10 protein-coding genes are annotated in these 14,314 nt (G+C 62.2%); 8 read left to right on the top strand and 2 right to left on the bottom strand.

Annotation, left to right across the window (positions count from 1 at the left end; translation table 11 throughout):
• Positions 1–13 precede the first annotated feature (13 nt).
• Positions 14–784, top strand: coding sequence for a LytR/AlgR family response regulator transcription factor (locus tag C5P05_RS28180; protein WP_114973176.1), 771 nt, complete (start codon positions 14–16; stop codon positions 782–784).
• On the opposite strand, the gene ppc is transcribed toward C5P05_RS28180, so the two are convergent.
• Positions 747–3,593 carry a phosphoenolpyruvate carboxylase gene (gene ppc, locus C5P05_RS28175; RefSeq protein ID WP_114973175.1) on the bottom strand — a complete coding sequence of 949 codons (2,847 nt, stop codon included), beginning with the start codon at positions 3,591–3,593 and terminating at the stop codon, positions 747–749. The genes C5P05_RS28180 and ppc overlap by 38 nt on opposite strands.
• Positions 3,594–3,695: 102 nt before the next feature.
• On the opposite strand from ppc, the gene hemC reads away from it, so the two are divergent.
• From hemC to C5P05_RS28150, 5 genes are read left to right on the top strand one after another with little or no spacing between them, the layout of a single operon-like run.
• Positions 3,696–4,649, top strand: coding sequence for a hydroxymethylbilane synthase (gene hemC, locus C5P05_RS28170; RefSeq protein ID WP_114973174.1), 954 nt, complete (start codon positions 3,696–3,698; stop codon positions 4,647–4,649).
• Positions 4,650–4,652: 3 nt separating this feature from the next.
• On the top strand, positions 4,653–5,462 hold the full coding sequence (locus C5P05_RS28165) for a uroporphyrinogen-III synthase (protein WP_114973173.1): 810 nt from the start codon (positions 4,653–4,655) through the stop codon (positions 5,460–5,462).
• Positions 5,459–6,550 (top strand): uroporphyrinogen-III C-methyltransferase, encoded by a 1,092-nt coding sequence (locus C5P05_RS28160; RefSeq protein ID WP_114973172.1) that lies wholly within the window; start codon positions 5,459–5,461, stop codon positions 6,548–6,550. Before C5P05_RS28165 ends, C5P05_RS28160 begins: the two co-directional genes overlap by 4 nt.
• Positions 6,551–6,552: 2 nt before the next feature.
• Positions 6,553–7,848 (top strand): heme biosynthesis HemY N-terminal domain-containing protein, encoded by a 1,296-nt coding sequence (locus C5P05_RS28155; protein WP_114973171.1) that lies wholly within the window; start codon positions 6,553–6,555, stop codon positions 7,846–7,848.
• A gap of 25 nt (positions 7,849–7,873) precedes the next feature.
• Positions 7,874–8,947: a GGDEF domain-containing protein gene (locus tag C5P05_RS28150; protein ID WP_114973170.1), complete on the top strand. Its 1,074-nt coding sequence runs from the start codon at positions 7,874–7,876 to the stop codon at positions 8,945–8,947.
• An 87-nt stretch (positions 8,948–9,034) separates the two neighbouring features.
• Here the strand turns inward: C5P05_RS28150 and C5P05_RS28145 are convergent, their stop codons facing one another.
• Positions 9,035–12,070, bottom strand: a complete 3,036-nt coding sequence (locus C5P05_RS28145; protein ID WP_114973169.1) for an Rne/Rng family ribonuclease — start codon at positions 12,068–12,070, stop codon at positions 9,035–9,037.
• A gap of 522 nt (positions 12,071–12,592) precedes the next feature.
• Between C5P05_RS28145 and C5P05_RS28140 the strand changes: the two genes are divergently transcribed.
• Both C5P05_RS28140 and C5P05_RS28135 read left to right on the top strand, forming a co-directional pair.
• Complete coding sequence (locus C5P05_RS28140; RefSeq protein WP_114973168.1) at positions 12,593–13,627, top strand: RluA family pseudouridine synthase; 1,035 nt, start codon at positions 12,593–12,595, stop codon at positions 13,625–13,627.
• A complete protein-coding gene (locus tag C5P05_RS28135) occupies positions 13,605–14,291 on the top strand; it encodes an HAD family hydrolase (protein WP_114973167.1) in 687 nt (228 codons plus the stop codon). The genes C5P05_RS28140 and C5P05_RS28135 overlap by 23 nt, the downstream gene beginning before the upstream one ends.
• The last annotated feature ends 23 nt before the right edge of the window (positions 14,292–14,314 follow it).

The following is a 14,314-nucleotide window of genomic DNA, read 5'->3' as shown; positions in this document are numbered from 1 at the left end:
TGGAAGGTGCGCCATGTCTTTGAAAGTATTGATCGTCGACGATGAAGCCTTGGCGCGCGCGCGGCTGCGCACCCTGCTGGGGGACTGCACGGCGCCTGCGGCCAGCGTCGAGGCCGAGGCCGCCAATGCCACGCAGGCCGTGGAGTGGCTGCAACGACAAGCGGTGGATGTGGCGCTGATCGATATTCACATGCCCGGCGCGGACGGCCTGACCCTGGCCCGGACCCTGCGCGCACTGCCCCATCCGCCCGCCGTGGTGTTTGTGACGGCCTATGCCGAACATGCCGTGCATGCCTTCGAATTGGAAGCGGTGGATTACCTGACCAAACCGGTGCGGCTGGAGCGATTGCAGGCGGCGCTACAAAAAGTGGAGCGGCTAGCGCAATCAACACGGGGGCTAGAGGTTAATCTGCCTGAAGAAGTGTTGATTATTCAGGACCGTGGCCGGACCGAACGGGTGGCGCTGACCCAAGTCCTGTACCTCAAGGCCGAACTGAAATACATCACCGTGCGCACGAAGACCAAAAGCTACATCCTGGAGGGCTCCTTGAGTGAGCTGGAGGAGAAGTTCAGGCCGCGCTTCATGCGCATTCACCGCAACGCCCTGATCGCCCGGCGCGCCGTGCGCGCGCTGGAGAAGCACTATGACGCGGAGGAGGGCGAGGGCTGGGCCGTGCGACTCGATGGCATTGATGAATTGCTTTTCGTGTCGCGACGGCAGCTGGCGGCGGTGCGCGAGGTGGTGGCTAACCCGTATTCCGTAGCCCTGCCGCAATCCCGTTGATCGAGATGTGGATGCCGCGCTGCACGCGCTCATCCGTCTGACCGGCCCGGTAGCGCCGCACCAGTTCCACCTGCAGGTGATGCAGGGGATCGATGTAGGGAAAACGGTGGCGGATGGAGCGTTGCAGGGCCGCGTTGTTGGCCAGCCGCTGCTTGTCGCCGGTGATCATGGCGAGGGCGCTGGTGGTGCGGTGCCACTCCAACTCGATGGCCGTGAAGATCTTTTTGCGCAGGCGGGCGTCACTCACCAATTCAGAATAACGCGAGGCCAGCGCCAGATCGCTTTTGGCCATCACCATGTCCATGTTGGAGAGCAGTGTCTTGAAGAAAGGCCATTGCTTGTACATCTGTTGCAGCAGGGCCAGTTTGTCCTTGTGCGCAGTTTTGGCTGACGGGGCGCCGTCCTGGCTCAGGAACAGCTCTATCGCCGAACCAAAGCCGTACCAGCCGGGCAGCGTCAGGCGGCACTGACCCCAGCTGAAGCCCCAGGGAATGGCGCGCAGGTCTTCAATTTTTTGCGATGGCTTGCGCGAGGCCGGACGCGAGCCGATATTGAGTTCGGCGATCTCGCGGATCGGCGTTGAATCAAAAAAGTACTCGGTGAAGCCGGGGGTCTCGTACACCAGCTTGCGGTAGGCGGCCATGCTGTTTTGCGACAGCTCGGCGGCGGCCAGCAAGAAGGGCTTGGTCGCCGATTTGGTGGGTTGCAGCAGCGTGGCCTCCAGCGTGGCGGCGACCAGGGTTTCCAGGTTGCGCCGGCCGATCTCGGGGTTGGCGTATTTGGAGCCGATGACTTCGCCCTGTTCGGTCAGGCGAATCTGTCCGCGCACCGTGCCGGGAGGTTGCGCCAGGATGGCCTGGTAGCTCGGGCCGCCGCCCCGGCCGACCGTGCCGCCGCGGCCGTGGAACATGCGCAGTTGAATGGCGCGGGCGCCCTGGCTGTCCCGGGCGAGCTGGTCAAACAGCTCCACCAGGGCAATCTCGGCCCGGTACAGCTCCCAGTTGCTGGTAAAGATGCCGCCGTCCTTGTTGCTGTCGGAGTAGCCCAGCATGATGTCCTGTTCGGCGCCACTGCGCCGAACCAGCTGCGTGATGCCGGGCAGGGCGTAGAACTCGCGCATGATGGGCGCCGCGTTGCGCAGGTCTTCGATGGTTTCGAACAGCGGCACCACGATCAGGTCGCAAGTGGCTTGGGCATCCAGCGTGCCGCGCATCAGGCCCACTTCTTTTTGCAGCAAGAGAACTTCAAGCAAGTCGCTCACGGTCTCGGTGTGGCTGATGATGTAATGGCGGATGGCTTGCGCCCCATAGCGCTCGCGCATGACCTTGGCGGTCTCGAAAATGGCGAGTTCACTCTGGGTGTGCTCTGAGTACACATTGCCCATCACGCGCAAGGGGCGGGCATCGTTCAGCAGACCGACCAGCAGGCTGCGTTTGGCCAGTTCATCGAGCTGCGCGTAGCCTGGTTCCAGGCGCGCCACGGCCAGCAACTCGGCGACGACCGCTTCGTGTTTGTCCGAACTCTGGCGCAAGTCCACGGTGGCCAGGTGAAAGCCAAACACCTCGACCGCCCGAATCAGCGGGTGCAGCCGTTGCGCCACCAGCGCCGCACCATGCTGCGCCAGCAGCGAGGCCTCGATGGTGCGCAGATCGGCCAGGAATTCCTCGGCGGTTTGGTAGGGGTTTTGGGGGGCAACCGCATGGCGTGCGGCGTCGCCGCCGGTCAGTTCCTTGAGGACGGCGGCCAGTCGGGCATAGATGCCAATCAGGGCGCGCCGGTAGGGTTCGTCCTTGCGGTGCTCGTTGGTGTCGGGCGAGCGGTCGGCCAGCGCCTGCATGGCGGGCAGGCAGTCCACCAGCATGGCCGAGAGGGAGAGTTCGCCGCCCAAGTAGTGCACTTCGGTCAGGTAGTGGCGCAGCGCCACGTCCGCCTGGCGGCGCAGCGCGTGCATCAGTGTTTGCGCGTTCACGTTGGGATTGCCGTCGCGGTCGCCGCCAATCCACTGGCCCATGCGCAAAAAGCTGTGCACCGGGTGCTGGCCCAGCTCGCGCTCCAGGTCGGCATAGAGCTTGGGGATTTCGCGCAAAAAGGTCGATTCGTAATAGCTCAAGGCGTTCTCGACCTCGTCGGCCACCGTGAGTTTGGTGAAGCGCAGGAGCCGGGTTTGCCAGAGCTGCAGCACGCGGGCGCGCATCTGTCCTTCGTTGGCGCTGAGTTCGCGCGGGGTCAGGGCGTCCTTGTTGGCATTCACGCTGGCGGCCTTGACCTTGATGTCGTCGCGGGCCGTCAGCAATTGGGCGATGTCGCGCTCGGCGTCCAGGATGCTTTTGCGCTGCACCTCGGTCGGGTGGGCCGTGAGCACGGGTGAGACAAAGCTGGTGGCCAGCGTGTCTGAAATTGTCTTGGGGGCAATGCCGGCCCAGCGCAAGCGCGCCAGTGCCACTTCAATGCTGCCTTCCTGGGTGTCGCCCGCGCGCTCGTGGATGGCGCGGCGGCGGATGTGATGGCGGTCTTCGGCCAGATTGGCCAGGTGGCTGAAATAGGTGAAGGCGCGAATCACGCTCACCGTCTGGTCGCCGCTCAGGCCCTTGAGCAGTTTTTTGAGCGCCTTGTCAGCTTCGTGGTCCGCGTCGCGGCGAAACGCCACCGACAGCTTGCGGATTTGCTCGATCAACTCGAAGGCCGCCACGCCTTCCTGCTCGCGGATGACATCGCCCAGAATGCGGCCCAGCAGACGGATGTCCTCCACCAGCGGGCGTTCGTTGTCTTTGGTGCGCCCGGGCGGCGCGGATTTTGGAGCTTGGGTCATGGCGTTCTTATGAGGGGGTTGCGAGCAGCTGCGACGCCGGCCATGCTAGCATCCCCGGCTACCCCATGATTACAAATAGGTTACGGCCTTGAGTCCCCGCGTATGAGCAATTTGACGATCACCATAGCAACCCGAGAAAGCCGCCTGGCCCTGTGGCAGGCCGAGCATGTCAAGGCCTTATTGGAGCAGCGTGGGCACCAGGTCAGCCTGCTGGGCATGACCACCTTGGGCGACCAGATTCTGGACCGTTCCCTGAGCAAAGTCGGCGGCAAGGGCCTGTTCGTGAAAGAACTGGAAGTGGCGCTGGAAGATGGCCGGGCCGACCTGGCCGTGCATTCGCTCAAAGACGTGCCCATGGAACTGCCCGAGGGCTTCAGTCTGGCGTGTGTGATGGAACGCGAAGATCCGCGCGATGCCTTTGTTTCCAACCGCTATGCAAATCTGGCCAGCCTGCCGCAGGGGGCCGTGGTGGGTACCTCCAGCCTGCGCCGCATGGCCTTGTTGCGCGCCTTGCGCCCGGATCTCAAAATCGAGCCCTTACGTGGCAACCTGGATACACGATTGCGCAAGCTTGATGACGGGCTGTACGACGCCATTGTTCTGGCGGCGGCGGGTCTCAAGCGCCTGGGCCTGGGCGATCGGATTCGTGAGATTTTCGAGCCGGGCGTGATGCTGCCGGCCGCCGGGCAAGGCGCGTTGGGCATTGAGATTCGTACCGATCGCCAGGATCTGATGGACGCCCTGGCGCCATTGGCCCACCACACCACATGGCTGGCGGTGGCCGCTGAGCGGGCGGTGAGCCGGGCCATGGGCGGGAGTTGCTCCATGCCCCTGGCGGCGTTTGCCACGCTGGCCGGTGATACGCTGACCCTGGATGCGGCCTGGGGTGACCCCGACGGTGTGCTGGCGCTGGTGTGTGTGCGCATGAGCGCGCCTGTCACCGACCTGGCCAGCGCCACGGCCTTGGGTACGCGGGTCGCGACCGATTTGCGCGCCGGTGTGCTGGCCAAAGGCGGCTCAGTTCTGGCACCAGGCGAACCCCAGGGCAAATCCTGAGTCATGCGGGTCATCGTTACCCGTCCTGAGCGCGAGGCACACCGGTGGGTGCGTGATTTGTCAGCGCTGGGTCTGGAGGCCGTGGCCTTGCCGCTGATCAAGGTGGGACCAGTGGACAAGCCTGCAGATCTGGCGCAGGCGTGGCAGCAGCTGGCCGACTATGTGGGCGTGATGTTTGTCAGCGGCAATGCCGTTGAGCATTTTTATGCATCAAAACCGCCCCTAGCCCCCGGATTCAGTGCGCATGAAGCTATTAAAACAAGAGCATGGGCGACCGGTCCCGGCACGGTCCGCGCCTTGCTGCAGGCGGGCGTCGCATCGGCGTGTCTGGATGCGCCCGCCTTGGATGCCGGTCAATTTGATTCTGAAGCCTTGTGGCAGGTGGTGGGCGCGCAGGTGCAGCCCGGGAGTCGGGTGCTGATCGTGCGCGGCGGTGATTCGGCGGGCAGTGAGAGTGGCAGGCAGGGCACCGGGCGCGAATGGTTCGCCCAGCGCGTGGCCCAGGCCGGTGGCCGGGCTGATTTTGTCGAGGTCTATCAACGCCGCGCGCCGGATTTCAGCGCGCATGAACGTGAGCTGGCGTGTCAGGCGGCCACCGATGGGGCGGTGTGGCTGTTCAGCAGTTCGGAGGCGGTCGCCAATCTGAGGGCCTGGCTGCCGGCCCAAAGCTGGGCTTTGGCGCGCGCACTGGCAACCCATCCGCGTATCGCGGCCGCCGCCCTCAAGGCCGGTTTTGGTGTTGTTTGTGAGTCACGCCCCACGTTGCCGGATGTGGTGGCCTCTCTGTCCCAACACTTTAGAATCCAACCATGAACGCCGATCTCAACGCCGAAACCCCTGAGCACTCGGGTGGGGATGCGCCTCTGGCGGAACCCGCATTGTCTGCGGCCGCGTCCGTCCAGGCCGTACCTGCCGCGCCAAAGAGTGTGTCGCGCGGGCTCATCTTGAGCCTCGGCGCTGTGGCGGTGGCCGCCTTGCTGGTCAGTGGGCTTTTGTGGCAAAAGCTCTCGTCGATTCAGGAATTGCTGGCACGCCAGAGTGCCGATACCGGCGTCCAGTCGGTGGAGGCGCGTGCCACGGCCAAGCAGGCGCAAGAGTTGGCGCGCGAGACGGCGGCACGGGTGGCTGTTTTTGATGCGCGTTTGAGCGAGGCCACCCTGCAACGAACACAGCTGGAAGAACTGATGCAAAGCCTGTCGCGTTCGCGTGACGAAAACCTGGTGGTCGATATTGAATCGGCCCTGCGTCTGGCGCAGCAGCAGGCGCAACTCACCGGCAGCGTTGAACCCCTGTTGGCGGCTTTGAAAAGTGCGGATCAACGCGTGGTACGCGCGGCGCAGCCCCGGCTGACGCCTTTGCAACGGGCGATTGCGCGGGACATTGACCGCATCAAATCGGCCGCCGTCAGCGATACGCCCGGCCTGCTGGTGAAACTCGATGAACTGGTGCATCTGGCGGATGAGCTGGTGCTGGCCAATGCGGTGGCCCCGGCGACGGGAGGCGGTTTGGTCAAGCGCCAGAGTCTTGAGAGCCTGCCCATTTGGTGGCAACGCAGTTTGCAACTGGTGTTTGACGAGGCGCGCAGTCTGGTACGGGTCAGCCGCATCGAGCAGCCCGAAGCTGCCCTGCTGTCGCCGGAGCAGTCCTTTTTCCTGCGCGAGAACTTCAAACTCAAGCTGCTCAACGCCCGCCTGGGCCTGTTGGCCCGGCAACTGGAGTCGTCGCGCGCAGATCTGGCGGCCGCCTCCATGTCGCTCAACAAGTACTTTGATGCGACGTCGCGAAAAACCCAGAATGCCGCGACCTTGCTGCAGCAGGTGCAAGCCCAGATGAAAACACTGCAATTGCCGCGCGTCGATGAAACACTTGCCGCCCTCGCGACCGCGGCCGCTGGAAGGTAAACATGCGGGCCGCCTTATGGTTTTTGGCGTTGTTTGGCATGGCGGTTGCCATCGCGCTTTTTGCTGGCAATAACCAGGGCACGATCACCGTATTCTGGCCGCCGTACCGGGTGGACTTGTCGCTTAATCTGGTGGTGCTGTTGCTGGCGCTGCTGTTCTTCACCCTGCATGTGGCCTCGCGCGCGCTGGCCGCCTTGTTTGCCATGCCAGGCCACGCGCGTTCCTGGCGCATTCAGCATCAGGAGCGTGGCATGCATGTCGCTTTGCTGGACGCGCTGTCGCATATGTTGGCCGGTCGGTTTATTCGGGCCAGGAAAGCCGCGGAGATGGTGCTGGCGCGCGAGACTGCCATGACGCGCGGCGGCGAAACACTGGTCTATTCGGGGCGTCTGCGTGCGCTGGCGCATCTGCTGGCCGCCGAAAGTGCGCAGTCCCTGCAAGACAAAGTTGCGCGTGAGGAGCATTTTCGTCTGGCGCTGGACCAGGCATCGCACCATGATGCGCAGGGCACCCGCGAGGCAGTGCAGTTGCGTGCAGCGCGCTGGGCGCTGGAAGACCAGGACGCCCAAGCCGCTCTGCAATGGCTGGATGAGCTTCCACAAGGCGCCTCCCGGCGAACCATTGCCCTGCGCCTACGTCTGAAGGCCGCGCGCATGGCGCGTCAGACGCCGCTGGCGCTGGAAACTGCACGCCTGTTGGCCAAACACCGTGCGTTTTCCGAGGTGGCTGCGCAGGGCATTTTGCGAGGCCTGTCCCTGGAGCTGGTTTTGACGGCGTACGACCCGGAGCAGCTGCAATCCGTCTGGAATCAGCTGGAAGGGGCGGAGCGGCTGACACCGGAGGTTGCCATCGCCGCGGCGCAAAGAATGTTGAAACTGGAAGGCAATGTCGATCTGGCCCGCACCTGGTTGCTGCCCATCTGGGAGCGCATGGTGGAGCACCCGGGTGCTTTGACGGAGGCGCAGCGCATCAGTCTCATTCAGGTTTTGGAACGTAGCTTTGCCACGGCCTCCGATACACCAGAAGCAGAATGGTTGACCCGAATCGAGAAGGCGCAGATGGCCAATCCAGCCGACTCAGCCCTGCAATACCTGGCAGGCATCACCTGCATGCGACTTCAGCTGTGGGGCAAGGCGCAGCAACTGCTTAAACAGTCATTGCCCAGGTTGCAGGACGCGGAACTGGAGCGAAATGCCTGGGCCGCGCTGGCTGAATTGGCCGAGCGACGGGGTGATGTCGAAGCTTCGACGCGATCCTGGCAAAACGCGGCAAAGGCGGCAACCGCGCGACTTGTGTGAAATTCAGGGCTATCATCCAAAATATATGACTACCCTGATCGAACACATTCTGAAGCTGACCGACCATCGTGATCGGGATTTACTGGAACTCACGCTGTCCAAGGCGCTGATTGATCTGCTTCCCATCCAGCGCATCGTCATTGCGCGTGTCATGAGTTTTGAGGGTGAAAAGCGATGGCTCGAAGTGGCCCGTCTGGATGCCAAGGGTGGTGGCAAGGTCGTCGATCCCATGCGGGTGGATTTTGAGACCTTGCCGCGCCTGGACGATGCGCCGGATCGGCTCAAGTGTCTTCAGCGCCGTGAAATAGTTGAAATCGCCTGGGCCGGGGAAGAGGGACCGCGAATCAACATGCTGCCCTTGTTTTCCGATTCGCGCAAGGACGACGAAGGCGTGATCGAGGTGCATTCGGGCGCCACCCTGACCCCGGAAGCGATTCTGACGATAGAACAGCTGCGCCGTATTTACCGCAATATGTACTCCCTGCTGGAGTACAGCGACCGCGACGCACTGACTGGTTTGCTAAACCGCAAGTCACTCGATGACGCGTTTTACAGCGCGGTTCTGGAAGAGCTCGACGGGGTCATCGGCGATCCAAAGACGGCAGGATCACCCAAAGGGCTGGATCCGGAACGCCGCCACCGTGTGCCGGCCAATTACTGGCTGGGATCGGCGACCATTGACAACTTTGGGTTGATCAATGACAAACATGGTCATCTGATTGCCGAAGAGGTGTTGTTGCTGGTGGCGCGCGTGATGAACAACACCTTTCGTACCTATGACCGCATATACCGTTTCGGCGCGGAGCATTTTGGCGTGTTGATGCACTGCCCCGATGAAGCCTTGGTGCTGGCAGCGTTCGAGCGTTTTCGCACCAATGTCGAAAAGTTCAATTTCCCGCAGGTGGGCCGGCTGACGGTCAGCTGCGGTTTTACCAGTGTGATGGCGGACGACTCCCCCAGCAGCGCGCTTGAGAAGACCGAGCGGGCGGTTGATTTTGCGCGACGAAGCGGCCACAACAAGGTATGCAGCCACCTTGGCCTGGTTCGTCGGGGTTACTTTGGAGAGGTGGCCAAGGTTGGGGGTGTAGACCTTTTTTGATCGGGATGACCGGGGCGTAAAAAAGGGCACTTGAAGTGCCTTTTTTTGTGGCTGCCCGCGAGGGCAGCTGCTTGGCTTACCGAGCCCTTACTGCTCGAAAGGCAAGGTCACGTCGCGCAAATCGCGTTTTGTTTCCACCAAGACCAGCGGAGCTTCCTCAATTTGCACGGCAGCGGGCCGTTCGCGCGGCACGCGAATCTCCTTGGGCTCAGACGCGATGGCGGCCTGCACGGCAGCGATTTTCTCTGCGTTCGAGTTCACCCAGCTCAGGCCGGAACTCTCGGCCACTTGCGCCAACTCAGACAGAGGTAGAACAAAGGGCTGCAGTTTGGGCATGCCGGTTGCAGCGGCAGCGACTGGCGCATGGACTCGCGCGACCACTGGTGCAACGACCGGCGCTGCAACGACCGGCGCTGGCGCAGGTACGGGTGCCTTTGGTGCTGGTGCGACCAGGATTGGGGCTTGCTGTGCTGCATCGGCAGCTTGCATTGGCGCTGGCTCGACCACCGGTGTCGGCGCTGGGGTTTCAGTGCTGGTGCTGAAGTAGGACCGGCGCGGCTCTTCTGCCGTCTGTTCGGGCGCAGGCTGGCTGTCACGCGCGGGCCGTTCCTGACGATCAGTCTGCTCGGGACGGTCGGCACGGGGAGCGCGTTCACGACCATAGCGATCGCGTGAGCGTTTTTCGCGTGTCTCGCTGCCTTCAGGACGTGCTGCTACTTCAACAGTGCCATTGCCGTGATCGGCGCCTGACGCTGCATCGTTCAGCACGGGCGCTGTACGCTCAACCGGGGTGGTTACGGCATCTGCATTGCTGCGGTTGCCTTCCCCAGTGGATGCCTCAGTTCTTGCGTTTTCGTCAGGACGACGGTTGCGATCGGGCCGGCGCTCATTGCGGCCGTCTGCCCGCGGTTCGCCGCGTTCAGATGGGGCGCCCTGTTCGACGTTGTCGGTGCGTTCGTTGCGACCTCGGTCACCGCGGCTATTGCGCTCACCGCGCCCGCCACGCTGGGGACGTTCCTGCCCCTGTTCATTGCGAGGTGCATCCTGACCCGGCGCATTCGCCGGGGCTTGGGCAAAGCTTGTACCCGCTTCCACCATGATAGGTTTGCCTTCGGCATCGAAGCGTTCGCGTTGACCTTGCGCCGGACGTTCGCCACGGCCACCCCGGCCGCCGCGACCACCCCGGCCATCGCCGCGACCTTCGCCGCTGCCGCCACGCGCACCACGACCCCCACGGGCCTCGTCGCGCCCTTCGGGACGTGCGTCGCCACGGGGCTCATTGCGACGGGCGCCATCACGGCCGCCGCGACCCTCGCGCTTGTCGTCCTTGCTGACCTCGACCTCGGGTTTGGCTTGCGGCGCGGGTGCGGGCTCAGTGGCAAACAGATTTTTGATCCAGCCAAAGAAGCCTTTATCGGCCGGCGCAGGCGCTGCCGCAACGGGGACAGGCCGGGGCGCGGCGCGCGGAGCAGTGGCGACTGGCTTGACTGGCTCGGGTTTCGGGATCGCCACGGGCGCCGGTGCATCGGGCAACACGCCTTTGATGATCGGTGTCTGTTTGTTGGTCGGCTCTTGCGAGCGACGCGTCACCGACGTCGGATCTTCCATGTCATCAGCCATCTTGTAGCTGGCTTCAATATTGTCCAGACGCGGGTCGTCGTGCTTCAGGCGCTCAAGCTTGTAGTTCGGTGTTTCCAGCGTTTTGTTAGGCACCATCAGCACGTTGATGCGCTGCTTGAGTTCGATCTTGGCGATCTCGGTGCGCTTTTCGTTCAGCAGGAAGGAAGCAACTTCAACCGGGACCTGGCACAGCACCGACGCCGTGTTGTCCTTGAGGGATTCTTCCTGGATGATGCGCAGGATCTGCAGTGCACTGGATTCCGTGTCACGGATGTGGCCGGAGCCGCCGCAACGCGGGCAGGGGATGGAAGCGCCTTCGCTCAGCGCAGGGCGCAGGCGCTGGCGGCTCATTTCCATCAGGCCAAATTTGCTGATGGTGCCGAACTGGACGCGGGCGCGGTCTTGCCGCAGCGCGTCGCGCAGGCGGTTTTCGACGTCGCGGCGGTTGCGGCTTTCTTCCATGTCGATAAAGTCGATCACGATCAGGCCACCCAGATCGCGCAGGCGCATCTGGCGCGCCACTTCGTCGGCGGCTTCCAGGTTGGTGCGGGTGGCGGTTTCTTCGATGTCGCCACCCTTGATGGCGCGGGCCGAATTCACGTCCACCGAAACCAGCGCTTCGGTATGGTCAATCACGATGGCGCCGCCGCTCGGCAGTTGCACGGTGCGGGCATAGGCCGATTCGATTTGGTGCTCGATCTGGAAGCGGCTGAACAGCGGCGCATCGTCGCGGTAGCGCTTCACACGGGCAGCGTGTTCTGGCATGACGTGCGCCATGAACTGCTGGGCCTGTTCGTACACGTCGTCGGTGTCGATCAGGATGTCGCCGATGTCGTTGTTGAAGTAGTCGCGAATGGCGCGAATCACCAGCGAGGATTCCTGGTAAATCAGGTAAGCGCCCTTGCCCCCTTTGGCGGCACCGTCAATGGCGGTCCACAGTTTAAGCAGGTAGTTCAGATCCCATTGCAGTTCAGGCGCGCTGCGGCCAATGCCGGCGGTACGCGCAATGATGCTCATGCCGTTGGGGTATTCGAGCTGTTCCAGCGCTTCTTTGAGGTCAGCGCGGTCTTCGCCTTCGATCCGGCGCGAGACACCGCCACCGCGCGGGTTGTTGGGCATCAGCACCACGTAGCGGCCGGCCAGCGAAACGAAGGTGGTCAGGGCCGCGCCCTTGTTGCCGCGCTCTTCCTTTTCGACCTGGACCAGCAGTTCCTGGCCTTCGCGGATGGCGTCCTGGATGCGGGCCTGGCCGACAGCCACGCCTTGCTGGAAATACTGGCGCGATATTTCCTTGAACGGCAGGAAGCCATGGCGATCTTCGCCGTAGTCCACAAAACAGGCTTCCAGTGAGGGCTCGACGCGCGTCACGACGGCCTTGTAGATATTGCCCTTGCGCTGTTCACGCCCCTCAATTTCAATTTCGTAGTCGAGGAGTTTTTGTCCGTCGACGATGGCCAGGCGGCGTTCTTCAGCCTGCGTGGCGTTAATCAGCATCCGTTTCATGGGTAGCATCCTTCAATTCAAATACAAACATGCTCTTGACGAGCGCTTGATACCAGAACTGACGCTTTGAAGTGAGGAGGAATTGCCGGAGAACCGAGACTCAAATAATGAGTCTTGGCGTTGGCGCGTGGAGGGGAGCGAGGAGGTTGGGTTGTGGATGCGCTATTAAACTAATAGCTGGTTGCGCCCGTTTGACGGGGGCTGATGGCCAATTCATGCCGAAAAACGGGGCGAAAACGCACCGTGGGCATATATGAATCAGGCTCATCAACACAAACATCTCGCTTCATTCCGTTCACAGACGGGTTGTCTGTGAACTTTGGGTATTCCGAATCAGTATTTCAAGGCGTCGTCTTGACCGTTCGTATTGCAGGCCACCGCAAGCATCTGGCTTGAGGTTTGCGTGCAAAGGCAAATGGCGGCATCGACCTTCTTGCGGGGCTGGTCATGGTGGGTGAACTAAACTCCACCTAAACGGCGAGTTAACTTGTCGTTAAATCAACCACTTACAGCGCATCGCTAGTGAAACACATTATAGGGGGCAATCCAGCCCCGCATGTCCCACAGGTCACCACGGTCCTCGTAGATGAAGATTCTGCGGGCCAACGGCTGGACAATTTTCTGATGCGCCACCTTAAGGGCGTGCCCAAAACCCACGTCTACCGCATTATCCGCAGTGGTGAAGTGCGGGTGAACAAGGGGCGGGCGTCGGCTGATTCCCGGGTGGCGACGGGCGATGCGGTGCGATTGCCGCCGGTACGGATCTCTGAACGGGTGGCTGAAAAAGCCGAGGCCATGGCGCAAGGCATGGCTCGAGGAGCGCCTGCCCGTGACTTCCCCATACTTTTTGAAGATGATCACCTGATTGCAATCGACAAACCGGCGGGCGTGGCGGTTCACGGCGGCTCGGGTGTGAGTTTTGGCGTTATCGAACAATTGCGCATGGCCCGGCCCCAGGCCAAATTCCTGGAACTGGTGCACCGGTTGGACCGGGACACCAGCGGCATTTTGCTGATTGCCAAAAAGAGAAGCGCCCTGACAAGCCTGCAAGACCAGTTTCGCGAGCGCGAAACTGGTAAGACTTATCTGGCGCTCGTCGTTGGGCGTTGGCCTGGCAACAAGAAGGTGCTGGACAAACCGCTGCACAAATACCTGCTGGACGGCAAGGAGGGCAACGCCGGTGAACGGCGCGTCAAGGTGGTGTCCCGGGATGATCCCAACGGCATGCCTTCCGTGACGCTGGTGAAAGTCAGGGGGACGAACGCCACCGCTTTTACCTTGCTTGAGGTCACCATCAAGACCGGACGCACCCATCAAATCCGCGTTCACCTAGCCAGCGAAGGCCATCCGATTGCGGGCGATGACAAATACGGCGACTTTGAACTGAACAAGACGCTGCTGCGGGCCGGAAAACTGCCCTCCCTCAAGCGCATGTTCCTGCATGCCTGGCGTTTGCAGTTCAACCACCCGGTCAGCGGCGAACGTGTGGAATTGCTGGCCCAACTACCCTCTGAACTTGACGCGTTTGTGACCCATGCTGCCCCCTCTTCATCCTGAAACACGCGTATCTCGTCAATTCGATCTGATTGCTTTTGACTGGGACGGCACGCTGTTTGATTCCACCGCCATCATCACCCGCTGCATTCAAAACGCGGTGCGCGATGTGGGCGGGCTGGTGCCGAGCGACAGAGATGCCGCTTTTGTGATCGGCATGAGCTTGACGCAGGCCCTGGCGCATGCCGCACCTGATTTGCCGGAAGCCAAATATCCCGAGCTCATCACCCGCTATCGCCACCACTACATGAACCACCAAAATGACATCAGCCTGTTTGATGGGGTTCTGCGCATGCTGTCCGATCTGAAATCGCGCCAGCACTGTCTGACCGTGGCCACCGGCAAAAGCCGGCAGGGACTGGATGAAGCTCTGCAGGCGGTGGAGCTTCAAGGCGTGTTCGACGGATCGCGCACGGCCGATGAAACGGCGGGCAAGCCGCATCCCCGTATGTTGCAGGAGTTGATGCGCGAATTTGGTGTGGAGCCGGCACGCACGCTGATGATTGGCGACACCACGCATGACTTGCAGATGGCCCTCAATGCAGGCTGCCCCAGCGTGGGAGTGAGCTACGGTGCCCATGAGCCTGACGCATTCCATGTTCTGAATCCCCGTTTTGTCGCCCATTCAGTGCCTGAACTGCACGACTGGCTGCTGGTCAACGCCTGACAGGCGTCGGCGCTCCACCCTCT

It is taken from the genome of Rhodoferax ferrireducens (genome assembly GCF_003347515.1).
In the GTDB taxonomy this organism is placed as follows: domain Bacteria; phylum Pseudomonadota; class Gammaproteobacteria; order Burkholderiales; family Burkholderiaceae_C; genus Rhodoferax.
The sequence above is the reverse complement of the archived record's forward strand: the minus strand, read 5'-3'. Positions and strand labels throughout refer to the sequence as shown.